The sequence below is a fragment of the Enterococcus sp. DIV1094 genome (assembly GCF_017316305.2).
GTDB lineage: Bacteria > Bacillota > Bacilli > Lactobacillales > Enterococcaceae > Enterococcus_B > Enterococcus_B mangumiae.
Genome location: NZ_CP147250.1, coordinates 1,004,547 through 1,030,177 on the forward strand (window position 1 = coordinate 1,004,547; position 25,631 = coordinate 1,030,177).

Annotated in this window: 19 protein-coding genes and 1 other annotated feature; of the genes, 1 reads left to right on the plus strand and 18 read right to left on the minus strand. The window is 39.7% G+C overall.

Annotation, left to right across the window (positions count from 1 at the left end):
• Window positions 1-107: 107 nt before the first annotated feature.
• From DOK79_RS04845 to yfmF, 9 genes are all read right to left on the minus strand, one after another.
• The gene (locus tag DOK79_RS04845; protein ID WP_206853174.1) at window positions 108-8,009 is read right to left on the minus strand and encodes a QWxxN domain; all 7,902 of its coding nucleotides are present in this window, start codon (window positions 8,007-8,009) and stop codon (window positions 108-110) included.
• Between the two features lie 459 nt (window positions 8,010-8,468).
• Window positions 8,469-8,660, minus strand: a complete 192-nt coding sequence (locus tag DOK79_RS04850) for a hypothetical protein (protein WP_206853172.1) — start codon at window positions 8,658-8,660, stop codon at window positions 8,469-8,471.
• 195 nt (window positions 8,661-8,855) lie between these two features.
• Window positions 8,856-10,412 (minus strand): ribonuclease Y, encoded by a 1,557-nt coding sequence (gene rny / locus DOK79_RS04855; protein WP_206853170.1) that lies wholly within the window; start codon window positions 10,410-10,412, stop codon window positions 8,856-8,858.
• A 288-nt stretch (window positions 10,413-10,700) separates the two neighbouring features.
• Window positions 10,701-11,741: a recombinase RecA gene (gene recA / locus DOK79_RS04860; RefSeq protein WP_206853168.1), complete on the minus strand. Its 1,041-nt coding sequence runs from the start codon at window positions 11,739-11,741 to the stop codon at window positions 10,701-10,703.
• Between the two features lie 105 nt (window positions 11,742-11,846).
• Window positions 11,847-13,091, minus strand: coding sequence for a competence/damage-inducible protein A (locus DOK79_RS04865; RefSeq protein WP_206853166.1), 1,245 nt, complete (start codon window positions 13,089-13,091; stop codon window positions 11,847-11,849).
• Between the two features lie 220 nt (window positions 13,092-13,311).
• Window positions 13,312-13,890 (minus strand): CDP-diacylglycerol--glycerol-3-phosphate 3-phosphatidyltransferase, encoded by a 579-nt coding sequence (pgsA, locus tag DOK79_RS04870; protein ID WP_019723896.1) that lies wholly within the window; start codon window positions 13,888-13,890, stop codon window positions 13,312-13,314.
• A gap of 171 nt (window positions 13,891-14,061) precedes the next feature.
• The gene (locus tag DOK79_RS04875) at window positions 14,062-14,952 is read right to left on the minus strand and encodes a helix-turn-helix domain-containing protein (protein WP_206853164.1); all 891 of its coding nucleotides are present in this window, start codon (window positions 14,950-14,952) and stop codon (window positions 14,062-14,064) included.
• A 292-nt stretch (window positions 14,953-15,244) separates the two neighbouring features.
• Window positions 15,245-16,534 carry an EF-P 5-aminopentanol modification-associated protein YfmH gene (yfmH, locus tag DOK79_RS04880; protein ID WP_206853162.1) on the minus strand — a complete coding sequence of 430 codons (1,290 nt, stop codon included), beginning with the start codon at window positions 16,532-16,534 and terminating at the stop codon, window positions 15,245-15,247.
• A complete protein-coding gene (gene yfmF / locus DOK79_RS04885; RefSeq protein WP_206853160.1) occupies window positions 16,527-17,795 on the minus strand; it encodes an EF-P 5-aminopentanol modification-associated protein YfmF in 1,269 nt (422 codons plus the stop codon). Before yfmF ends, yfmH begins: the two co-directional genes overlap by 8 nt.
• Window positions 17,796-18,018: 223 nt before the next feature.
• Between yfmF and mscL the strand changes: the two genes are divergently transcribed.
• Window positions 18,019-18,483, plus strand: coding sequence for a large conductance mechanosensitive channel protein MscL (mscL, locus tag DOK79_RS04890; RefSeq protein ID WP_206853158.1), 465 nt, complete (start codon window positions 18,019-18,021; stop codon window positions 18,481-18,483).
• A 33-nt stretch (window positions 18,484-18,516) separates the two neighbouring features.
• Here mscL and DOK79_RS04895 read toward each other — a convergent pair whose 3' ends face one another.
• The 9 genes from DOK79_RS04895 to gltX all read right to left on the minus strand — a co-directional run bounded on the left by DOK79_RS04895 (window position 18,517) and on the right by gltX (window position 25,574).
• Window positions 18,517-18,954 carry a GNAT family N-acetyltransferase gene (locus DOK79_RS04895; protein ID WP_206853156.1) on the minus strand — a complete coding sequence of 146 codons (438 nt, stop codon included), beginning with the start codon at window positions 18,952-18,954 and terminating at the stop codon, window positions 18,517-18,519.
• A 93-nt stretch (window positions 18,955-19,047) separates the two neighbouring features.
• Window positions 19,048-19,293, minus strand: a complete 246-nt coding sequence (locus DOK79_RS04900; RefSeq protein WP_010734068.1) for a Veg family protein — start codon at window positions 19,291-19,293, stop codon at window positions 19,048-19,050.
• A 116-nt stretch (window positions 19,294-19,409) separates the two neighbouring features.
• On the minus strand, window positions 19,410-19,985 hold the full coding sequence (locus DOK79_RS04905; protein WP_206853153.1) for a sigma-70 family RNA polymerase sigma factor: 576 nt from the start codon (window positions 19,983-19,985) through the stop codon (window positions 19,410-19,412).
• A 77-nt stretch (window positions 19,986-20,062) separates the two neighbouring features.
• Window positions 20,063-20,593 (minus strand): NYN domain-containing protein, encoded by a 531-nt coding sequence (locus DOK79_RS04910; protein ID WP_206853151.1) that lies wholly within the window; start codon window positions 20,591-20,593, stop codon window positions 20,063-20,065.
• 3 nt (window positions 20,594-20,596) lie between these two features.
• Complete coding sequence (rlmB, locus tag DOK79_RS04915) at window positions 20,597-21,460, minus strand: 23S rRNA (guanosine(2251)-2'-O)-methyltransferase RlmB (protein WP_206853149.1); 864 nt, start codon at window positions 21,458-21,460, stop codon at window positions 20,597-20,599.
• On the minus strand, window positions 21,444-21,848 hold the full coding sequence (locus DOK79_RS04920) for a Mini-ribonuclease 3 (RefSeq protein WP_206853147.1): 405 nt from the start codon (window positions 21,846-21,848) through the stop codon (window positions 21,444-21,446). The genes rlmB and DOK79_RS04920 overlap by 17 nt, the downstream gene beginning before the upstream one ends.
• Window positions 21,845-23,257 (minus strand): cysteine--tRNA ligase, encoded by a 1,413-nt coding sequence (gene cysS / locus DOK79_RS04925; protein ID WP_206853145.1) that lies wholly within the window; start codon window positions 23,255-23,257, stop codon window positions 21,845-21,847. The genes DOK79_RS04920 and cysS overlap by 4 nt, the downstream gene beginning before the upstream one ends.
• Window positions 23,254-23,790, minus strand: coding sequence for a serine O-acetyltransferase EpsC (gene epsC / locus DOK79_RS04930; RefSeq protein ID WP_206853143.1), 537 nt, complete (start codon window positions 23,788-23,790; stop codon window positions 23,254-23,256). Before epsC ends, cysS begins: the two co-directional genes overlap by 4 nt.
• 89 nt (window positions 23,791-23,879) lie before the next feature.
• Window positions 23,880-24,117, minus strand: a binding site (T-box leader).
• Window positions 24,105-25,574, minus strand: a complete 1,470-nt coding sequence (gltX, locus tag DOK79_RS04935) for a glutamate--tRNA ligase (RefSeq protein WP_206853141.1) — start codon at window positions 25,572-25,574, stop codon at window positions 24,105-24,107. (Overlaps the previous feature by 13 nt.)
• Between the last annotated feature and the right edge of the window lie 57 nt (window positions 25,575-25,631).

The window sequence follows — 25,631 nt, forward strand, 5'->3', positions numbered from 1 at the left end:
AGAGGTTCATATTTAGTTAATACTAGTAGTGAAGTTATACTATCTCTTGCCTCTATACATAATACTACCCGCTTTTTTTAGCTATACTCCTTTATTTACTATTCATTTTACAGACTGACCTGTTTTCCCTGCATGATCGTCTGTTGGTAAGTGATTGTCGTGTTCGTTTCTTTACTAACCTTTTTGCCACGCTTGATGATTTTTGAAAAACTAGTCGCTCCATCCCTTTTTTTAGCAGATGCGCCTGTCGGCATTTTTGGTCGTTCTTCTTTCCTTTCTAAACTTTTATCTTGTTCTATAACTGAAAAACCACCTCTTTGCATTAGATCTGAAAAACGAAACAGCTTGCCATCGCTCGATTCTTCTTTTATTTCTCTTTTGACGCGTGGTTGATTTTTGGGGTTCTTTTTATTGTCAATACCTCTCATGATCCTGTCAAAATCCGCTGCCGTATCCCTTTTCTTTCCAAGTGCTTCTGTTGGTATTTTTGGTTGTTCTTGTTTCTTTTCTGCATTTTCCTCTTGTTTTGTATCCAAGAAATTCCCGCTAGATTGCTGATCAGTTATCGTCGCATTCGTTTCTTTATTCATTTTTTTGTTATTACTCATGCCCCCTGCAAAATCCGCCGCTTCACCCTTTGTTTGAGTAGGCTCTACCGTCGTCATTTTAGGTAATTCTTGCTCTTTCTCTAAATTTTTAGCTAGTTCTAAAACAAAAAAATTACCTGTGTGCATCATCGCGAAAGCAGTCAGCAACTTTCCATCGCCCAATCCTTCTTCCTTAGTTTCTCCTTCTTCCTTAATTTCTCTTTTGACCCTCGGTTGTTTAATGAACTCATTTTGGTATACAAAATCTCTCATGATCGTTGCAAGCAATTGCGCGTCTGTTAATTTAAAGTTTGTAAATAGCATTGGATCCGTTTCAAACGCTTTGATGACAGTTTTTTTAGATAAGTGAGGAGCATTTTGCTGTTTTGCTACTGCCGTAACAAATTGATCAAAATCCGAAGTTTCAAAAAATTTTGTATATCGTGCCAGAAAATCAGTTATCACATTTTGTCCACTCGGTAAAAATCCAGTAGGCGTTAGTCCGTATCTCACAACATCATACGTTCCTGAAACAACATGTGTGGCTTCATGCGTGATCGTTAATCCTGGAGGCCCTGCCATCTGGATTCCTGGTAAAATTTCTGGCCTTCTATGAAAAGCATCCGCATTAATGATAATGCGACACTCAGCATCTGCTTGCCACACAAATGCATAGGATCCTGGACTATCATTACTAGTGGAGTAATAAGTATGTGTCTTCTCATCTAGAACAAAATCAGTCGAAACGACCCAAACATTTTCAAATCCCCAGTCTGCTGATTGTCGCAGAAATTGCTCGCCTTTTGTTGCGATTGAAAGGAGTCTCTTTACGGTTTCTTGTAAAATTTTCTCTTGCTGAAAAACATACGGCAAATCTAGGAATTTTATTAAGTATTGACCTTCGGCTGATTCTGCGATTTTATCTAACTTTAACAATTCTAGACACACGTCTTTGACGATTCTGAAATGTTCAATTGCGTTCTCAAATTCTTTTGGCAGTTTCTCGATAAACGGTCGAAGTGATTCCGGTACCTTACTTATGTCTAAGCCAGGAAAAACACGAAACTTATCCCCCGGTTTCAAAGACAATACTTTGGCAATCTCATCAGAAATCACTTTTTGGGCGTAAGCCTCGTCAAGGTCGACAATTCTTTGTGGCTCTGGGACAAAACTCTCCAATGGTTTGATCGGAACTGATTCATCTTCCCGCCTTGAAATTCCGTGCATCGGCGAATACTCGATTGCATTTAGCATGCCGTACCATCCCCACCATCTATTTGGGGATTCTGGAAGTGTATTATACAGCGGATACAACGGATTCTCACTCCTCTGAGCAACTGCCCTTCCACGAGATGAACCTGCATCCTCTTTTTTTGAAGTGCCTGCTTCTGGAGAATCAGGACGATTATGTTGGACAGTCCTTGGATATTTTTCACGAGATTTCTCTAAAGGCGTTTCAAAACGAAAAGCACCATTATTCGGATCCAATCGTAAGACTGTCATCGGCGCAAGCATATTTTTTTTCACTAGATGATAACGATTCGTTTCTTTATCCAACAAAACTAGAGGAATATATTGTTTTTTGATTCTGATATAAGATCGTCCAGCAGAATTCCACATTAACCCATTTTCATCCGGCGGGGACAGCGTAGTAGGAGTTTGTAAGGACTCATACTGATTTAGTTCCTTCCCTATTTTTTCACGTACTGTTTGCGAGATCGTTGGACTCGTTTCTTTTTCAAAATACCACTCTATCCCATTAAAGTTTACTGGATATACCACTCCTCTATCATATACATCATAACGGATACCATGCTTCTCAATTGCGGTGATTCTGACAGGAACCAGTTTCTTATCCATTTCAATGAATGTTTGGCGAAAATCTCCTGCTCCAGTGATAGTTAGAGTCGTTCCTTCCCCGTAAGCGTTAGGATTTAAATTTACCTCTTCGACAGCTAGATCTCTGTTGGGAATTTTACTTGAAATTTGGTGAATCAAATTTTTTTGTCTGCGTAAAAAAAATGCGGGTCCCTCAAACAATCTTAGCTTTGTCCCTCGCAAGGTAAATCGTTGCCCATAAACATCCCCCTTTTTTAAGTCTGATACTGGGACGTATAAATGGTTATGTACACGTTTCACAAAAATGTCTGGACCATTATTTGGTAAAGTAGCTTGCGTATAACTTTTAGTCAAATCGTTCTTTTCTATTACAAATTTTTCAAGTTTTGTCGCTACTTCCTTGAGTTCCTTTCTAATAAACACTTGGTTTTTCAAACGTACCAACCCCTTGAATAAGACTTGTGAACTACTAGTCAACAATTCTACTCCTGGATCAACATAACGTATCGCGCTCACCGCAAGCGATCGAAGTTCTGATGTTTTTGGAAGATAGCGCGCACCATGACGTACAGCACCTGTTACACCTTGTTTCATGATCATTCTTGCCATACCAAATGCAAATCTCGTATTAAGTGCAGTGACTTGCCCTAATACAGGAATCAAAGAAACGACATCAAGCATACAACTGGGAACTGCCTCACCAACATCTTTATTAATAATACCGACTACACAATCGTAAAAAGGAATGAGATGTTTGAAAACATCCCGAACTTTTTCAGCTGTTGTTGTCTCTTTCCCTGAATCAAATAGTTGTTGATAGACTGTATCCCTGTGTTTCCCGCTAATATAATTGATTAATTTCTCCTGCGTATTTACTTGCGATAAGGGTCTATTTCGATCCCATTCTAGTTTAAGCGTATATGGCTTATCTCTGATCAGAACTTTATCGTCGTATTTTCGGAATTCATTTTCCCAAAGATCTTGTCGGTCAAAAAGCCCATACCGAAGATATGACATCGCATCTTTATCCACACGATAAAGCTTGTAACCGCCATCTTGTTCCAGTCTTTTTAACGCATAGAACCTTTCTTCACTGCCACGAGTAACGACAAATAAATCTGTCTCAGCCAATTTAAGAACCGTCTCTACTTCCACCTCTTTTGCTAAAAAGACGGGTGGGAAACCGGATGAACCTGGCCCGCTTGCCGGGTGACTAGCTTTGTGACTCAATAGTGCTTTCGCATTGTAAATACGACTTTCCGATGAAAAGATAAAATTCAAATCCTCTTTGTGAAATGAATCCACTGCAAGTCGTATCAGAAACTGATCCAGCGAGTAAAATGATTCAGATACAGCTTTAGTCAATCGCTTATACCATTCATTGACATCTGGTGGAACCCACGGACCCGGACAGGGATTTCCGCCAGAGAGATAAATTTGATCCGCCACAAGACTAACCTCTATACCAAGTCGCTCGCACTCTTCCAGTACTTCATCCACAAGTGCTGATTGTCGACGCCAATCAATCACTGCTGTTTGATATGATACGACAAGGTCATTGACAATTCCTTGCTTTTTTACTAATTCAAAATAGCCTTGTTGTAAATAATTGATAAAAGTACTTAACACGACTTGTTTATAGTCCCCTTTTGCCAAAGCTTCTCTTAAAATATCTGGGTTCAACTGAGCGGTAGCCAGTGTCGCTGGAACTAAAAGATGTGAAATTTCTTCGACAGTCGAAATTCCTTTTTCGATAATGCTTTCAAAAAAAAGTTCACCTACTGATTTGATTTCTGTCTGATTGAACTTATTAAGACAACCTAGATCCTCTAGTATTCTAGAACCTGTCATCTGCATTAAAGAATCATAATCAGAAATCAATTTATCGTCGCCCAACTCACTGGATTTAAGAAAATAGTTAGGTAATGCACGGTTCATAAAAGAGACCCATAGTTTAGTTATGTTCTCTTGTATTCCCGTTTTTTGGTCTACTTGTTGCGTTGCAGATTTCGATGGAATATTGATTAGACCTGCCTTTTTCAATTCTTCGACTGAAAATGCCTTTCTAAGTTGGCCGATCGTAAAAGTAGCTGGGTTAGATGAAGCAATGATTTTTTTTGCTGCATACCCTTCAATTGTAGTACCTAAGACATTTTCAATCGTCCATTTCATTACAGTCATCTCAGCATTCTTATCTGAGATGACTTCCTCCGGCTGTCCACCATATAGTTTTAACTCTTTCAGGATGACTTTTGCTACCGCTTGGATTTTCTCAGATCTGATCACACCATCAACGCCAGTTTGACCAAACCATTCCCCCATAGCCGCTAAAACATCTTCTTTGGTGACTTGGGGAGTGGCCAACATGCCTTTTTGACGAAAAAATGACTCGACTTGTGTCATGACTTTCTTATCCAACCACTTATTGTTTGTTGCTGCTGATTGAGATGCTTCTTTTGCATTCTCAATTCCAGAAAGAGGTGTTGTCTCCAAAACCAAATTATTGATCTCAATCATGTCCCACAACCACTTAGTGAACGTGATCTCTGCACCTTTATTTGAAATGACACCATCTACTTCTTCGCCAAGAATGACTTGAGCAACTTGTTTCATTTTAACCATGTCTATCACTTCTTGGTTTGCGCCTTCCAACAATACCCAATTTGAGACGACTGTCGCAAAAACATTGATATCCGAAGTATCACAGTCTACACCTTTTTCAGTTAAAAAGTTCGCTACTCTTTCTTTTGCTTTCTCTACCTCTATGCGATCTACAGTAGTGTGTAACTCTTTTTCCGGCTGACTAGTTAGTTTTGTCGTAGAATCAAAATCGTTTGCCTCAAAAAAACGTTCAATCTTTTTTTTTACTTCTTCTTTTTGTTCCTGTTCTTGCTTTTTTTTGATTTTTTCAATATCAATTCCAGGACGATCGCCTTGTCCTTTCTCATACTTATAGCCAATCTGTGCGTTATTGTTTTCCCACTGCAATACAATCGCTCGTGCCTCACTATCCGTCAAGGGTACTGCTACCCCGCCGTATGCTCTCAAAATCATATTCGCTGCTATGTTCTGCCTTTTGCTGACCTCATCATACTGTACGCCTTCAAAGATCCATTTTTGCAACAACAAAACCAGTTGGCGTGGCGTCGCCGTTGTTAAATACATTTGTTCTTTATAAAGGAAATCTCCGACTACCTCATTTGCCTTTGGCGTATTCTCTCGCAGATCAAAAATCTGTTCATGGTAATAAATCGGCACGATTGGTGTTTGCTTAGGAATACTCTCCGGTCGACCAAGGATAAAGTCTCTATAGATTTGGTTGTTTTCTTTTAAATGTTTTTGTACTTGAAGAATCGTGGCAGGCTCTTTTGGTGATAAATCATACTGAATGGTTTGTCTCGTCTTTTCTTTATAGCGATATCCCGCTAGCAACGTGTTGGTTTTCCATTGCTTATAAATTGCTTGCAATTGTATATTGGATAGGAAATCTCCTAGTCTGCTATTTTCAATTCCGTAACCTTTTTGGATAACATGAGCTAAATACTGTGCTCGCTCTGACTGTATAGTTTGGTCATTATTCCAATTCCTACCTGCCCAACTTTGAACAATCGGAATCAACTCCAAGTCAGTATCTATCTTTCTAGCAATTCCTGTACCGATAAAAAATGACTTAAGCATCCGATTCACATCAGTTGTCTTATTTTTTTGTTGAAACATTTGTTCATCAAAGTTAAAAACTGGCAATAATTCTGACTGATCAAAGGGTTGGATATCTTGAGAGATGGCTTCAGTGATACGAAGGATCTTTCCGTAGTCAGAAGCACTGACTGGATCGAATAAATGATTGGTTCGATCATTTTCTACGATCGTTTCATTCTGTGTTTGCATTGGATTTACATCAATATTCTTAATTTCAGTAAAAGTATATGATTTGAACACATTATTTGTTTCCCATTGAAAAAAAATATTGATTGCTCGAATTGCGGATACTTGCACGGCTGAAAGGCCATAAGCACTAAGAATGATCTTAGCCAGCTGTTGTCTCTTCTCAAGAAGTTCATGATTTGATCCTCCTCTGTTTGCCCAACTTTGAAGAGCGAGAAAAAAATCATTGAGTGGTTGCTCTTTAATCGCGCATAATTCACTATACTGTTCACAAACAGCCTGCCTGATTTTTTCATTTGCTCTATCTGTTTCATTGCGCTGTCCAAAGACTTCTTGATTATACCAGAACGGTGTAAGTGGTTCGTTGATTGATACGGGTGACGGTTTATTTTCCATATAAGCTAACATGATTTTATCGATTTTCTCATGCATTTCTTCAGAAAGTACTTCTGACGATTTCAGTCCAATAAGCGTTGGATTTGTCGTTACTTCAGCTAAAGGTGTCGGAACTGTTGGCTGTGTAGGAATGGTTGCTGCTTCCGCGCCAATTCCTATTTTAAAATCATAACGTTTAACAAAACGATCGAACGCTTCTGAGAAATCTTGGGCTAAACCAACCAGTTTTTCAGAGATGCTTACGTCTGTTCCTTGAGGTGCCCGCCTTTTTGTGTCATTTGTCAGAAGCTGCTGCTTTAAAATATGCTCTCGCTCATATTTCCTATTATCTTTACCTAACGAATCAAAAGTTCCAGAATCGCTCGAAAAAGTTTGTATTAATAAATCTGTGAACTGTCCTAGAATATTGTCGTTTGCCTCTGTCTGATTCCCTGAATCAATTATCTGCTCTTGCTGATGAAAGAAGGAGCTGAACGTTTCAGTGAGTCCATCCCAAAAAGAATGGATACTAGAAGTTACATTTTCTGGTATTGGCGCATCTGTCGTTGTTTCATTTGGATAGTTTTTCTCAAAATTCGTTTGAAGTACATTTTTTACCCTTTCAGCAGCATTCGTTGCATTAAAATGCTGTGGATCATTTACATCCGTGCTTTTTTTGAATGAGAACTGCTGTGGGGAAACGATTTTGTTGCTTCGCGTTTCATTCAATGTTTGTGATTCAGCGATTGCATTTCGACAAACTGTCTTAAAGTGGATGTGTGTATGATTTTTGTTTTCCCACAAGCCGTGCTCTTTTTTATGATAAGCTTGTTGGGTCGTCGTACAATCAATAAGCTCCGTGATCCCATGAGCAAATTTATGTACTTTTATACTAAACTGATGAGCCGCACTTGCAAAATCAAGCGGCGGAGAAACAACTTCTGGTTTATTTTGTTGGATTTGGGTGGTATTGGTGGGTACTGGTGGGGTGATTCTTTGGGGGTAAAAAGTCGAGCTAGACTTAAGATTAGGCATCCGTACTTGATTTCCGACCTGTTGTATTTCAATATGAGTATCTACTTTTAAAACAGCACCTGAATCTTGGACAGCTCGTTGCTGCGTAGGCAGGTCCTCTGGCATCCTTAGCCCTGCTAAAATATTCCACATAAAGAGGAATCCTACAGGGGTTAGGAGGTCTGTAGGAGTCTGTCCTGACCTATTTACAAGGTCCTTCACCATATCATCTCGCTCTTTTGGATTATCCTTCTTATTAAAATCGTTGTAAAATTCACCGATTTTCATATTAAAATCTACTCCTGGCATTGTTTTCACTCCTTCATTAAAAGATGTACAGCTACTGAATAAGGCGTTACATTTTACTCGTTCTACTTGCTTTTTTTCTAAATCGATTCTCCCCTTCACTTTCATCATACAAGGCGATTAAAAATTTATGTGCCTTTTATTCAAGTATTTTAGAAAAAAATGGTCAAATAGATGGCATTGAACACTCAAAAATAAATCACCTGTTTTTGCACACGTTTGTCGGATAACTAGTGCATCACATCTTTCCATATTTTTTTCCGAATGCGTGTACTCATCCATCAAATAGACTAGAAGAATGATTTTCATATGTTCTTATCGAATAAAAGTATTTTTTTACCTAGACAAAAAGGGCTTCATTTAGGTAAATCTTTCACACGAAAAAGCGACAGAAATGCCCCCTTTCTGTCGCTTTTTTGACTTATACATCAAATCTTTTCTTATTATTCTGTTTTAACTTGTTTATTTTTTTGATTTAAATTTAGCTACTGACAATCCGATTACATTATAAAATATAAAACTATAAATACCACTAGGTCTAAAATCACGATTTACGATATATTCAACAGTAATCCAGAAAGCACTTCCAAATAAGCCTGAATAAATGACGATTAGATAAGGATGATCGTCAGCAAATTGTTTTATTTTCATCATTGGGATTCTTTAACTCCTGATATTGTATTTATTCCAATTATCAGTATAGCGTTAAGTGGCGATCTATTTTTATATCAGTCCTGAAAGAGCATTTTAACGTCATAATCGTTGGCAATGTCTGGTATAAACTAAAATCCGTAAAAAAATGACCTGACAGATTAATCTGTCAGGTCACCCTATTTTTAACTATTTTTTTTATTTCGCATAATCGGTTGCACGAGTTTCACGTATCACGATCACTTTGATATGACCTGGGTAATCTAGGTCATCTTCGATTCGTTTACGGATATCGCGTACTAAGCGCACGGCATCTAAATCAGAGATTTCTTCTGGTTTGACCATGACGCGTACTTCACGACCGGCTTGGACAGCAAAACTTGATTCAACACCTGCAAAGCTGTTTGAGATCGTCTCTAGACTTCTCAAACGACGGATGTAGTTTTCTAATGATTCGCTTCTTGCGCCTGGACGAGCCGCTGATAATGCGTCTGCAGCAGCCACTAACACAGAAATAACAGAAGTTGCTTCCACATCGCCATGGTGAGAAGCGATTGCATTGATCACGACTGGATTCTCTTTGTATTTCGCTGCTAATTCTGCGCCGATCTCAACGTGTGAACCTTCGATTTCGTGGTCTAATGCTTTCCCGATATCATGAAGCAATCCTGCACGTTTGGCTAGTTGGATATCTTCGCCTAATTCTGCTGCTAAGATTCCTGATAATTTTGCTACTTCGACCGAGTGTTTCAACACGTTTTGACCATAACTTGTTCGGAAATGCAAACGTCCCATGATTTTGATCAAGTCTGGATGAAGGGTATGTGCGCCGACTTCAAAGGCTGCTTCTTCTCCATACTCACGAATGCGTTCGTCCATTTCTTTACGTGATTTTTCAACCATTTCTTCAATACGCGCTGGATGGATCCGGCCATCTTGAATCAGTTTTTCTAATGTCATCCGTGCGATTTCTCGACGAATTGGATCGAATCCTGAAAGCACGACTGCTTCTGGTGTATCATCAATGATCAAGTCGATTCCTGTAAGTGTTTCAAGTGTTCGGATGTTTCGTCCCTCACGTCCGATGATACGACCTTTCATTTCGTCATTTGGTAATGTCACGACTGACACTGTCGTCTCAGAAACCTGATCTGCTGCACAACGTTGGATAGCCAATGATAGCAAGTTTTTCGCTTTGCGATCTGCTTCTTCTTTTGCACGTTGTTCTGATTCTTTTACCATCAAGGTCAACTCATGATTCAACTCTTCTTCAGTTGACTTCATGATTACTTCTCTTGCATCTTCTTTCGATAAACCAGCAATTTTTTCTAATTCTTTTTGTTGATCTTCAATCAATTTTTCAACGTCTTTTTCTCGCTCTTCAATTAATTGCTGTTTTGAACTAAGTGCCTCTTCTTTACTTTCAAGTGAGTTTTCTCGTTTTTCTAACGAGTCATCTTTACGATCTAACGTTTGTTCGCGTTGGATCAATCGATTTTCTTGAGATTTCAGTTCTAATTTACTTTCTCTCAGCTCACTTTCAACTTCAGAACGATATTTCTGATTTTCTTCCTTAGCTTCCAACAATGCTTCTTTTTTTAGAGTTTCTGCTTCTTTTTTCGCACCTTCAAGAATACTTGCAGCTGATGTTTTGGCACCAGCGATCTCTTTTTCATGACGTGACTTCGCAACCATAAACCCTAAACCAAGACCGACAATTAAACCGATGATAGCGAGGAGAATGTTGAGTCCCATAAAATCCACCTCCATACTATCTTTTCCATTTTTATCATCTACCAATTTCTATGATAAATTAATCTAAACTATAAATATGCTGTTGCATATGCGCACAAAAACATGCACAAGTTTATTCTAATGTTTGTTTCCAGTAGTGTCAACTTTAAATGCGAAAGAAACGGCTTCCTTAATTTTCGTAAAAGGGTGGTTTTAAACATAAAAACAATCGTTCTCTTTGCTCTTGTTTTAGACAAAAATAAAAAAACATCCGGTAGTTATTCCACTACCGGATGTCTGCTTACTTCTTTATTCATCTAAAGGTAATTCTTCTTGTGTTTCTTCTGGTACTTCGATCGGTTCGCCGATTCCGTAAGCTGCACGCACTAATGCAGATACTTCAGCCATCATTTCTGGATGGTTAGCCATGTAGATCTTCGCATTCTCACGACCTTGGCCGATACGATCTTCTTTATAAGAATACCATGCGCCACTCTTGTCGACGATATCTTTTTCAACAGCCATATCCAATAGTTCGCCTTCTTGTGAGATACCTAAACCGTACATCACATCTACTTCAGCGATTTTGAATGGTGGAGCTACTTTATTTTTAACGACTTTGATTTTTGTACGGTTACCGACAATATCTGTCCCTTGTTTCAATTGTTCAGCACGACGTACTTCTAAACGGATCGTCGCGTAGAACTTCAACGCACGTCCCCCTGGAGTGATTTCTGGATTACCGAACATCACACCAACTTTTTCACGAATTTGGTTGATGAAGATTGCGATCGTTTTTGTTTTGTTGATCGATCCTGATAGTTTACGTAAGGCTTGAGACATCAAACGAGCTTGTAACCCTACGTGTGAATCACCCATTTCACCATCGATCTCTGCACGTGGTACTAAAGCTGCTACTGAGTCGACAACAACGATATCTACTGCACCACTTGATACCAAGGCATCAGCGATCTCTAATCCTTGTTCACCAGTATCCGGTTGAGAAAGGAGTAATTCATCGATATTTACCCCTAATTTTTGGGCATATTGTGGATCTAAGGCATGCTCCGCATCGATAAATGCTGCAGTACCACCATTTTTTTGTACTTCAGCGATTGCATGAAGTGCAACTGTTGTTTTACCTGAACTTTCTGGGCCATAGACTTCAATGATCCGGCCACGAGGATAGCCACCTATCCCTAAAGCGACATCTAATGCAAGCGAACCACTAGGGATCGTCGAAATTTGTTGGTCGATCTTTTCGCCCAATTTCATGATTGAGCCTTTCCCATAGTTCTTTTCAATTTTTTTCAATGCAGCATCTAAGGCTGCTTTACGATCATCTGCCAATACGATAATCCTCCTTATTTTTACGACTCAAAGTAACATTTCATTACGTTTATAATATCTTTTTTATTTACAAAAAGCAAGCAAAAACCGAACAAATATTCGCATTTATTTTTTTCTTAATAGTTGCTTCCTTAGCAGATCAAATCCTTGCATCATTGCACTATTTCTGATTGCCGAACGGTCTTTTGTAAAGTGATATTCCTTCGCTTCCACCCCTTCGTTTGAGGCCACTGCAAGCCAAACTGTGCCAGCAGGATGTCCTTCTAATGTATCTGGTCCTGCCACACCAGTTAATGCTACTGCATAGTCTGCACCGACGAGTTGTCGGGCACGTAGCGCCATTTGTTCCGCGCACTCTTGGCTGACTGTGCCAAACTGTTCTAATAGGCCTGGATCGATGCCTAAGAGCTTTGCTTTCGTGTCTGCTGAGTAAGTCACAAATCCACCTGAAAAGACTTGTGAGACCCCTGGGATCGCGCCTAGTGCTGATTGAAAGGCCCCAGCTGTCAAACTCTCAGCAACCGTCACTGTTTTTCCTTGCTCTTTTAGTAAATCGACGACTGCTTGCGGTAAAGAATAATCATCGCCATATCCATAAAAGTATTCACCGACGCGCGCTTGGATCTTTTCTTCCAATGCGTGCAATGCTTGATTCCCCGCGTGGACGTCTGACGTTTTGACGGTCAATCGCAACGTGACTTCATTTGGCTTCGCATAAGGGGCAATCGTAGGATTGATTTGTGTAGCGATCAAGTCTTTTAGATCTGTCACTAATTGTGATTCACCGATTCCATAAAAGCGCAATACTTTTGAGATCAGCTTTTCTTCTGAAGGAAAGTGTTGTTCTAACAGTGGACGCACTTGTTCCATAAACATCGGCTTCAGTTCACTCGGTGGACCAGGTAGTAAAAGATACGCATTTTTTTCTGTTTGGTAAAACGTGCCTAAAGCTAGACCCGTTCGATTTGGTAATGGGGTGCCACCTTCAATGATTTGTGATTGCTGTAAGTTATTCTCTGTCATTTTTCTTTTTCTGGTTTCGAAAAATGCCAGTAATTTCTTATATCCTTCTGTATTTTGGATCAGTTCTCTACCAAGGTGTTGTGCGACAACTTCTTTGGTCAAGTCATCTTCTGTTGGTCCTAATCCACCACATAAAATGATCAGCTCGCTTCTTGATTCAGCTAGTTGGAGTAAATCATTCAAACGAGTGGGATTATCCCCGACAACGGTATGATAATAGACGTCGATCCCTAGATCCGCGAGTTGTTCGGATAAAAATGTCGCATTCGTATTCACGACTTGTCCCAGGAGTAATTCTGTTCCTACTGCTATGATTTCAGATTTCATGTTCGATCGCTTCCTTTAGTTGGGTTGGTTCTGCACCACCCCTATTTATCTGTAAAACAGTCTTTATTGACTAATTGTCTCTACTCAATAGTATACGCTATTTGATGATAGAATCATTTCTCCTTGCTCATTTTTTTCTTATTGTCTCGTCTTTTTTCAAAAAAAAAACAGACCGGAACAACCGGTCTGTTTCTGATAATAACTAAGTGATTATATGATTTTACATTGACCCTTTGAACACGCCACGATTTTTGATGAAGTAATCGACACCTGAATAGATCGTAAAAATCAGACAAGCATATAGCATGATTTGATCAAGAGGTACATTGATCAAGTTGAATGGGATATTGTTGATAAATAATAAAATGATCGCAATCATTTGAGTAGCTGTTTTTACTTTTCCAGGCCAAGCAGCTGCCATAACTTCCCCATCTTCAACAAGCAATAATCGTAAGCCTGTTACAGCTAACTCACGGCAAACGATGATCGCGATCACCCAAGCTGGTGCTTTGCCTTGACCGACTAACATGATGAAAGCTGTCATGACCAACATTTTGTCTGCTAATGGATCAGCAAATTTTCCGAAGTTAGTGACTAGCCCGCGTGAACGAGCAATTTTCCCATCGAGCCAATCCGTCACACTTGCTAACGCAAAAATGATTGCACCTACTAATTGTGTGATAGCTAGTGACGTTGTTCCCACCGTTAATTGCCCCCAATCTAACGGAAGGCCGACGACTAAAATAAACACTGGAATCATGCAGATTCTAAGTACAGTTAATTGATTTGGTAAATTCACAAGAACGACTCCTTTCTTTCCTATTTTACGTCAGTCCAGCAAAAGTTTCCACCAATAGTCTCTCAATTGCTAAACAAACTTTTCCTCACTTTATTCACTAACACTCAAACAATAAAAGAGAGCCAAGGGCGAGATTCCGGCTCTCTTTTACATAATTGATTCTTAAACTGGTTACTCTGCATACTGCAAGGAAAGCGAGATATTCTTAAGGCTCGTATTATTTGGTCCTGCGTTGATCGGAAGTTCTTCGCCATTTAATTTGACCGTCGCGTTACTCGCTGCACCAAGTGTGATCATTGCATTTGTTGTATTTTCTGGAAGCTCAGTTGTTTTTATATCATTGGCAACCAAGGTTTCTTGGTAGTGATAGTCAAACGTATTGTTCAATTGGACACCGATCCAGACACGCTCATTCGCTGTGAATTCCAACGTGATCGGTTTTTTCGCATCCTTTACCTCGATCGAAATCGCGCTTCCTGTATCTTGACCAGGCGTGATGGTCATTTTTTTCTCTTCTTCTGTTGATTCTGTGGTCGATTCCACTGTTGATTCAACCGTCGATTCACTTGTCTCGGTTTCCTCTTCTGTGATCGAACCAACGACAGATACCGTTGAAGCTGTTCCACCAATGATTGGTTCAGTTTGACGATCTTGCCATGACATATATGCGACCACTGTGATGATCGCTACAGCCACTAGTCCCAATAAAATCACTGGCAGACTTGTCCAAAATTTCGTCAGGTTCTTTTCTTCTTCATGCATGGCTTTTCTTGAGCCACTCACAGTTTCTGGTTCTGGTCGTTTTTGGATGGTTTCATCTGCAAAAGATTTTTTCCCATCAAAAACATCCACTAAATAATCCCCATCTTCACCAACCGCTTCTGCATATTGGCGAATAAATGCACGAACATAAAATTTACCTGGTAGTTGATCAAAGTCGTTTTGATCGATCGATTCCAAGTAACGTTTTTGAATTTTCGTCATTTGTTGTAATTCATCTAAAGATATTTTTTTGTTTAAACGGGCTTGCCGTAATTTTTCCCCGATGGTTTCAAAAGCCACTCGTTCATCTTCTCCAGTCTGTGTATTCTAGTCAGGAGGTTGTCTCTCTGTTGAAGATCGACCATTTTCTGACTGCTTCTCATTGAATTTTTGCTTTTTTCATGCTCAATGGATAGTGTTACCTCTATATTGATCAATCTTGCGCTCAATCTACTTAAGAATACCACAAAGCGAACTTACTTTGGATAACATTTCATCTGTTTTAAACTGAAATTTAAAACTTTCTTTTATTCTTACGAACGGCATGACAAATCAGCGACGATGTCCAAGAGAACCGGAATTTATTACTGTTTTACTTTTTTGGTTGCATATAAAATTCGCTAAGCACTTCTTCATTGATAAATGAGCGTCCGACCTGAAGGAGGTCCGTCATTTGGATCGATTCAATGATTTCTGGCAGATCGAACAATGTTTGGTCACCGAATAGACTTTGGGTAAATTGATTGGCAATGTACTCGATCGAATTCAATGATTGGAAATACTGACCCAACATTTTCTTTTTCAATAATTTCAAGTTTTCTTCTGTAATGCCTTCATCCTGTTCAAAGTTCAAAAGGATCTCTTTTATTTTTTCAACTGCCAGCTCAGGTTGATCCGAATCGCCACTGAAGTCAGCAAAATGGAATTCACGATCTAAACTAAATTCAAAGCCAAAACTGTCATCAATGATCCCTTCGTTGTAGAGCGTCAAATAGTTTTGTGAAGTTGGTCCTAAAAGTAATTGTAGTAACAAACGAATCGCTGTTTTGTATCTTAGCAGTTCTCTGCCGTTTTCAGGTAAATCATCGATTCCTTTGATCCCTAAAACGAACTTCTCGCGTGTGATGGCTGCTTCTAATGTACTCATTGGCAGAATATCCGCACTATTTTCAGGAAAGAAGCGTTCGATTTTTTGGGCTGGCGGAAATTCTTTCGCCGCTTGATTGCGGCGGATCTGTTCCATCAGTTGTTCTGGCTCCAGATTGCCGACGACAAATAGTACCATATTGCTTGGTTGATAAAAGGTTTGATAGCACGTATATAAATCTTCTGCTGTGATGTCACCGATACTTTCCACGGTTCCTGCGATATCGATGTGCAAGGGATGGTTCGGGTATAAATTATTTAAAATACCGAAGAATAACCGCCAGTTCGGATCATCTTCGTACATTTGGATCTCTTGACCAATGATCCCTTTTTCTTTGTTCACTGTTTCTTCAGTAAAATAAGGCGCTTGAACAAAATCAAGCAGCGTCAACAGATTCTTTTCTACTTGGTCTGTCGTTGAGAACAAATAGCTTGTTTTCGTGAAGCTCGTGAACGCATTCGCTGATGCCCCTTGTTGACCGAACAACTGAAAAACATCGCCTTCTTCTTTTTCAAATAATTTATGTTCTAAAAAATGTGCGATGCCATCAGGGACCTTTACTTTTTCAGTTGCACCATAAGGAATAAATTCATTATCGATCGATCCGTAGTTCGTACTGAATAGACCGTATGTTTTGTGATAATCATTTTTTGGCAACAGATAGACCGTCAAACCATTCGGTAAGACCTCGTGATAGAGTGTTTCATTGATTTGCTCATATTCGGCTTTATGCATTCTCTTCACCTCCAGCTAAAAAGAAAATTGCTTGTAATTCAATTTGGTTTGCGACTTCTTGGATGTCCTTGATCGTCACACGCTCCATACGTGCTAACCATTCTTCATCTGTTAGTTCGGTATCAGGAAGCCAATGCGCTAAATAGGCCGATTCAATCGCCGCTTGCGGAGAATCTAACGATAATAGATAGTGGTTACGTAACATGGCTTTCGTTTGGTCAAGCTCTAATTCAGTGATTTCACCATTGCGCAAACTTGCCAGTTGTTCATGGATCAAGTGCAATACTTGATTGCGATTCTTTGTCTCAATCCCTGTTTGCACAGTCAGTAACCCACGGAAAGTATCAACGTTACTAGATGCGTAATACGCTAAACTTTCTTTTTCTCGCACATTCATAAACAATTTCGAATGCGGGAAACCTCCGAATAAACCATTGAACACCATCAATGAAAAGCGTTCCGGCTGATCATAGTAAACATTGGTTTGATAGGCTAGATTCAGTTTTGCTTGCACAACTGGTTCTTGGATTTGTCGTTCCTTGATCACATTGTCTTGTGTTTGCTCATAAAAGATTTCAGGTCGTACTACTTTTCGTGCAGTAAAAGGAAGCTCTTTTAACGCATCGATTGCCAGCGTTTCTTCGATATCACCTACGACAAAGATATCCACTTGATCTTCCTCGATCATCTGAGCATAGTATGCTGCTAAAGAACCGGAAGTGATTTTTTCTAGTTCCTCTACAGAACCCATACTTGGGATTTTTTGTGCGTCTGATTGTTCAAAGTATAATTCTTGTAAGGCTAACGAAGCCATTGTTTGCTTGTCTTCATTCAAACTTTCCAAGTATTGCTTTAAATTATTTTTCTCTAAATCAAACGTTGCTTGGTCAAATGCTTGCTCTTTGATATTAGGAAAGAACAACACTTCTTTTAAAAAAGAGACGGCATCTGTTAGGATCGTGTCATCGTTGACATATGCGCCATTAACGAAACTGATTCCCGCATTCATCCAGTGTAAGTTTCCTTTTTTTCGTACAGAAAAACCGAAGCCGGCACCATACAAATCAGCTAATTTCGCACTTAATCGTGTTTGGTCTGGATAGTTCAAACTATTCGTTTCTAATAAGCTACTCAATAGGGAGCGCTTGGTAACGATCTCTTTTTCTAAAGCTGTAGTGAACCGTACAAAAATACGGATCGTTTTAAATTGTTTGGTTGGAAGCACATGAAGGTTCACACCTTCTGTCAATTGATATGTCATAAATAACTACTCCTTTTTGTCATGATCCTTGGTCTCTCAGCGATGATCACTGTTGTTTCATCGACATACGAGCTCGCTTTTTTTGTCCGATTTTTTTTCAAGAGTCACTTTCTAGTATAGCATACAAGTCATTGAACGAACGTATGGGGATATTATTAAGCGTGTTGTTTTTACATTTTTTTATTCTTCGATATACTAGGATTAACAAGAAAGGAGAAAAACAATGATCAAAGAATTTAAAGAATTTATCATGCGTGGCGACGTATTAGACTTAGCCGTTGGTGTGGTGATTGGTAGTGCCTTTACTGGGATCGTGAATCAAATCGTTCAAGGCGTGATCACTCCATTAGTTGGTTGGGTCGTGGCTATGATCACAGGTACCTCTGACTTAGATGGCGCATTGTCTGTTCTTGATTGGTCCCCTGCTAAAGGAGTTACTTTTGCTTTTGGGAATGTTATTAGTGCAATTATTACATTTGTCATTACTGGTTTTGTTCTATTCCTAGTTGTCAAAGCAGCCAATCATGCGAAAAACTTACGACCAAAAGAAGAAGAAGTCGTGGAAGATAAACCAACTGCGGAAGATTATCTTAGTGATATCCGCGATCTATTAGCACAACAAACAGCTGAAAACAATGCACGCCCAACTGCTCAAGCAACGATTGAGAATACAGATAAGGAAGCGTGATATAAAAAAACAGAAGGATCTCCTTCTGTTTTTTTATGGTTGTTTTCGCATATCTAAATGTGGGATCCCGTCTTCTAAGTACACTTCTGAGATAGCCTCGAAGCCAAACGATTCATAAAATGATTGTAAGTACTCTTGCGCCCCGATCACGATTGGACGTCCAGGTGCATTCGCTTCAATTGCAGCTAATGTGTGCTGTACGATCTTTTGCCCTAAACCGGATTTTCGATGCGCTTGGTTCACCAATACTCGTCCAAAATGAACAGCATCATCTTCTACATAAATACGTGTATACGCTAAAATCGTACCTTCTTCATCTTTAAAATAAGTATGCCATGCGATTTCATCGATCTCATCGACTTCTTGGTAAGGACAATTTTGTTCAACAACAAATACAGCGATGCGTTCTTTCACGATTGCATAAAATTCTGCTGTCGTTAATTCTGCAAATTTTTTTACATAATGCTCCATCCCCAGGACCTCCATTCTTTCTTGCTAATAGCATAACTAGTTATACACAAAAAAGCAAACGAACCTCATATATAATCTAGGTCCGCCTGCTTTTTAAACTGCTTCAGTTAAAAATTCGATCTCAACTGTTCGAGTAAGTACATCCGAATAACTGTAAGATACTCGTTCAAAAGAATTTTCTTCAGGATCTAAGTCTACGACAAATACTGAAGGATAGGTTTCTGTTAAAACGCCTCGGCGTTCCGTTTGACGCTTTCTTCCAGTCTGTGCAACCAACATGATTTGGCTGCCGATACGACCTTCTAAATCTTTTTTGATTGTAGCTAAAGTTAGTGGCATACAATTCACCTCAATATCTATCATACCACATATAGCAAAATTTTTCAAGTTTACCATAATAAAAAAAGAAATGCAATAGAAATAAGTAAGAAAAACATTAGTAATGCTATAAAAAATCACTCATTATAATCTTTCAAATGTTTTTTTATCTTGTATTTCACTCTTCCGTAAGCGCTTTTTATTTGTTTTAGATCCATTGCTAGTTCTCTTTCCATCTCAGTAAAATCATTTCCTTGCATATACTGTTGAAAAATTTTTGCCTCTTTTGATGAGAATTTGATGTCGCACTCTTCGAAAGCTTCTTTTAATAGTAATTGTTGCATTGCCACAGGCTCTTGGATCGTGATCTCAGCTAAGAAATCCGGTCCTTCTGTAGCTATTTTTTGTTCAATGGATATTTCATTCTTTTGGTCTCGGCGTTTTAGTGCATTTTGTTTTCGTAGTAAAGAGTAGATTTGATTACTGATAATGCTTTTGTAATAGCTCCCAAAACTAACCCCTTTATTGTTTTCGTACGTTTTGAGTGCTTGATATAGTGCGATCCTTGCTTCTTGTTCCCAATCTTCACTGACATAATTTCTTAAATAATAAATATTCTTCAACCGTAACAATAACGGGAAATATTTTTGATACAGTAGGGCAAAAGCCTCTTCATCTCCATTACGGGCGGCGCACAATAACTCCTCGGACATAAAATAATTCCTCCATAACTTTCGATTATGGAGGAATCTTACCATCAATTCATTGAATAACTAATCGTATCTAGCTGTTATTTTTCTTTTCTCATTAAATCGTCCAATTTTTGGGACAATTTTTCTAATTGTTCTTCATTCCAAGGAGAATTTCGTCGAAAATCGATAAAACGCATATTTATATTATCTTGGGTAATATTTTTTTCTGTTTTTTTAATTGTTTTATATAATTCATACGCTGAGGTCCGCAAAGCTCCTTGTGAGAAGATCACCCATTGTTCTGCTAAATCACTCGTTGCTACTGTTACTTGTGTCAACCGAGTATTCAGCTCCCCAGCAATGCGCTCGATATACGTATCTGCCGTCTCATCTTCTTTTGTAAAAACGACTTCTAACTGATATTTCCGATAGTTTTGTTGGATACCTGGAACTAATTGCGCATCAAAAACAACGATGACTTCGATCCCTTCATATTTTGCATAATTTGATAAACGATGCAATAATGCTTCTCTGGCATCTGCCATTTTGTCTTGATTTTTCAATGTAACTAACTCTGGCCAAGAACCAATCATGTTATAGCCATCGACGATCAGCAGTTGTTTCTTCATGCCTTATTCCCCCTGTCGCTGAGAAAAAGCCTGATACATCAGAAGTCCGGCAGCCACACTTGCGTTCAAGCTTTGGACATGCCCAACCATAGGGATCGTCAAGAGCTCGTCCATTTCTTTCTTCAAGCCTGCGCTCATGCCGCGGCCTTCATTACCGATCACTAACGCAATCGCGCCTTTGGCATTCCATGATTGGAAATTGGTCCCTTCCATATCCGTGCCGAATACCCAGAATTGCTGCTCTTTTAGTTGCTGGACGGTTTGAACTAAATTCGTCACACGAGCGACTGGCACGTATTCAACGGCACCTGTTGACGTTTTTGTCACGATTGGTGTGATCCCGACTGCACGATGTTTCGGAATGATGACGCCATCTACCCCACTAGCATCTGCTGTTCGTAAAATCGACCCAAAATTATGTGGGTCTTCGATACTGTCCAAAATCAAGAAAAATGGTGTCTGCGTTTTGTTTTTTGCTTGTTCTAATAATTGATCCAATGTCAAATATTCGTAAGGTGTTATCGCTAATACCACGCCTTGGTGAACGCCGCGATCGCTAAGTAGATCTAATTTTTGTTTAGGTACCCATTTGACTGGTACCGCTTGTTCACGGGCAATCGTTTTTAATTCTTCGACCTTTTCACCGCGGGAATCTTCTTGAAGAAACAATTTATTTCCTCGCCCTTGTTGTAAGGCTTCGATCGTTGCATGATGACCAAATACAAAGTTGTCTTCACTCGTTGTGTCCTCTTGGCCGACATAGGCTGTTTCTTTTTTTCCACTACGTTTGTCATTGCCTTTGGTAAAACGTGGAGAATCTTTTTTGTTTCGTTTTTGGTAATTACGTTCTTTATTTTCTTTCCTCATGGGTTTCACCTACTTTCTCAATGCACCATGTGATCAATTCTTCCATCCGTTCCGTTTGTTTTGTTAGATGTAAGTAGCCCATCAAGGCTTCAAACCCCGTTGCCACACGATAGGTTGTGATGTCTGCATTTTTGGCACTTGTATGACTTTTGGCATTTCTACCTCTGCGATAGTACAACTCTTCGTCTTCTGTTAACAGCTTTTCTTGTAACATTTGTTGGATCAAAAAGGCTTGTGCCTTTGCTGAAACATAATGCGTCGCTGCTCGATGCAGTTTATTGGGCTTTGTTTCGCCTTTTTCAATCAAATAATCGCGAATATAAATCTCATAAATGGCATCTCCGACATAAGCAAGCGCTAAGCCGTTCAATTGTGTATGGTCTCTCATGCTTCTCTTCTCCAACGAGTACCTTGTGGTGTGTCATCTAACAAGATCCCCTGCTCTTTTAATTGATCCCGAATTTCATCACTACGAGCGAAATCGCGGTTTTTTCTAGCTTGTGTCCGTTCTTCGATCAATTGCTCGATCTCTTCATCCAACATTTCTGCTGTCGTAAATAAGATACCAAAAATCGACAGCCATTGGGTAAATAGTGCCTCACTTTTTGATAGGATCGTTTTGGAAACTGTCGGTTGCTCCAAATACGTATTGATCCATTTTGCTAATTCATAGACAACCGTGATTCCGTTCGCTGCATTGAAATCATCGTCCATTTCTTTGATGAAGCGGGCTTCTAATTGTTCTAGTTCAGTCATCTGTCTTTCATCTTCCGAGTGGTCTTCTACTGCATTTTCAAAGCGGAAGTTTAGATTATCAAACGTATTTTTCAATCGTTGTAAATTGGTTGCAGCTTCTTTCATCGTTGCTTCACTGTAGCGGATCGGACGACGATATTGGGTCGTTGCCATAAAGAAGCGTAATACTTGCGGATCAACCTCTTGGATCATTTCATGGACGGTGATGAAGTTTCCTAAAGACTTACTCATTTTTTGGTCATCTTCACCAATCGTTACATAGCCATTGTGCATCCAATAGTTCGCGAATTTTTTACCTGTTTTCGCTTCACTTTGGGCGATTTCGTTTTCGTGATGAGGGAACTCCAAGTCTTGGCCACCACCATGGATGTCAATGGTTTCACCTAGATGTTTCGTTGCCATCACCGAACATTCGATATGCCAGCCAGGACGACCTTCCCCCCATGGCGATGGCCATGAGATCTCTCCTGGTTTTGCTTTTTTCCATAAGGCAAAATCTAACGGATCTTCTTTTTGTTGTTGTTCTGCGCCAGTACGCTGACTTGCCCCGATCTCTAACTCATCGATCGATTGATCACTCAATTGTCCATACTCGGTGAATTTTCTCGTACGGTAATACACATCACCATTTGATTCGTACGCAAATCCTTTGTCGATCAACGCTTGGATGAACACACGAATGTCTTCCATGTGGTCCATTACTCTTGGATGAAGCGTTGCTGGTTGGACATTCAATGCTTTTGTATCTTCTTCAAAAGCATGGATAAACCGATCAGCGACTTCTGGTGCGGTGATTCCAAGCTGATTAGCAGCCTTGATGATTTTATCGTCCACATCTGTAAAATTAGAGACATAGTTCACTTGGTACCCACGATATTCCAAATAACGTCGAATCGTGTCAAATGCGATCGTACTGCGTGCATTCCCGATATGGATGTAGTTATAAACTGTGGGTCCGCAAACATACATCGCGACCTGGCCTTCTTTCAAAGGAACAAATGTCTCTTTTTCTCTTGTTAATGTATTATAGATTTTTATCATTCTGATCCCCTTACTTTCTCCCCATTGATTCGGACAACTTTCGCTGGTACTCCAACTGCTGTTGCCTCTTCAGGTATGTCTTTTAATACGACTGCGCCTGCGCCGATTTTTGCATTTCTTCCGATCGTGATCGGCCCTAAGATCTGGGCATTGGCGGATAACATCGCGCCTTGTTTGATCGTCGGATGTCTTTTCCCTGTTTCCTTGCCAGTACCACCTAGGGTCACGCCATGAAACAAAATCACATCATCTTCGATTTCTGCCGTTTCTCCAATGACGATCCCCATCCCATGATCAATGAATACACCCTTTCCGATCTTCGCTCCTGGATGTATCTCGATTCCCGTGATAAATCGCCAAAATTGGGCATTCATTTTGGCAATCAAATAGAGACGATGGCGATATAAATAATGGGAGAAACGATGCCAAAATAATGCATGTAACCCAGGGTAAGTCAAAATGACTTCCGCTGTGGTACGCGCTGCTGGATCATTTTTCTTCACTGCAATGACCGCTCGTTTGAACCATCCCATCGACTTCCTCTCCTTTCCTTTTTTGAAGGTATGTAAGAACAACAAAAGATACAATACTAAAAAAAGCGTCTTTTAAATAAGTTTCCTTATTAAAAGACGCTATGAGGCGTGGTTCCACTTTTCTTCATAATCATGTGATTATCTCTGGCAGGTAACGTCTGCTACTCGTTCTTCGCTACTTGCAACTGTTGACTATTGGTCAACACTTACTGATTCGCCAAGACCACTCCCAGAGGCATTTCAAAAAAGAATAGTTGCCAACTTACACCACCCGTTGACTCTCTTGAAACGATTCTTTTTTTACTTCATTCTGTTCATCGTGTTTCATTCAATACTTGATTTAAATGTGCTAATGATTTTTCTCTTCCTAACAATTCGATTGTTTCTGGTAGTTCAGGTCCATGCATTTGTCCTGAAACAGCCACACGGATCGGCATAAATAGATTTTTCCCTTTGACCCCAGTTTCTTTTTGAACTGCTTTGATTGCTGCTTTGACAGTTGGTCCATCAACGACGTCCATTTGTGTCAATTGCTCTTTGAAAGCTTCCAAGACAGTCGGAACAGTTTCACCTGCTAATACTTCTTTGGCTGCTTCATCTAATTCAGGATGTTCGTTAAAGAATAACGTTGATACTTCAACGATTTCTTCTGCATAACTCATTTGTGGTTGATAGAGACGAACGATCTTTTTCACCCATTCAAGTGTTTGTGCATCTGGATTCTCTGGTACACGTCCATCGGCGATCAAATAAGGTAAACACATTTCTGTCAATGTGTCTAGATCCATTTCTTTGATGTAATGGTTGTTGATCCATTGTAGTTTTTTCGCATCAAATGCTGCGGGCGATTTGCTTAAACGTTGTGGATCGAACATCTTGATCAATTCTTCTTGACTGAATAACTCGTCTTCTCCTACAGGCGACCAACCTAACAACGCAATAAAATTGAACATTGCTTCTGGTAAATAACCTAATTCACGATATTGTTCGATAAATTGTAAGATCGATTCATCACGTTTACTTAACTTTTTACCTGTTTCAGAATTGATGATCAAAGTCATGTGGCCAAACGTTGGTGCTGTCCATCCAAATGCTTCATAGATCATCAACTGTTTCGGTGTATTTGCAATATGATCATCGCCACGTAAAACATGAGTGATCTTCATCAAGTGATCATCCACCGCTACAGCGAAGTTGTATGTTGGCATGCCATCACGTTTTTGGATGACGTAATCGCCACCGATATTGTCTGATTCAAAGGTGATATCTCCTTTGACCATGTCGTTGAACGCATATTCCGTATTACGAGGTACGCGGAAACGAATCACTGGCACAATGCCTTCTGCTTCTTTCTTCGCTTGTTCTTCTGGTGACAAGTTCGCACAAGTTCCAGCATAGTGAGGCATTTCTCCGCGTGCGCGTTGCGCTTCACGTTCTGCTTCTAGTTCCTCTTCTGAACAATAGCATTTGTAAGCACGGTTGCTTGCTAACAGCTGATCGATCCATGGTTGATAGATTTCTTTTCTTTCAGATTGACGGTAAGGACCGTATTCACCTGGATTTTCAGGTGATTCATCCCATTCCATCCCTAACCAAGCAAGATTCTCTAATTGGCTTTTTTCGCCATCTTCAATATTTCGTTTTTGGTCAGTGTCCTCAATGCGGATAATGAAATCTCCATCATTGTGACGGGCAAATAAATAATTGAATAATGCAGTTCGGGCATTTCCAATATGCAAGTGCCCTGTTGGACTTGGTGCATAACGTACGCGTACTTTCGTCATTTTCTTCCTCTTCTTTCAAACTAGACTTTGAGCCACCCAAAACAGCTGAAAATACAG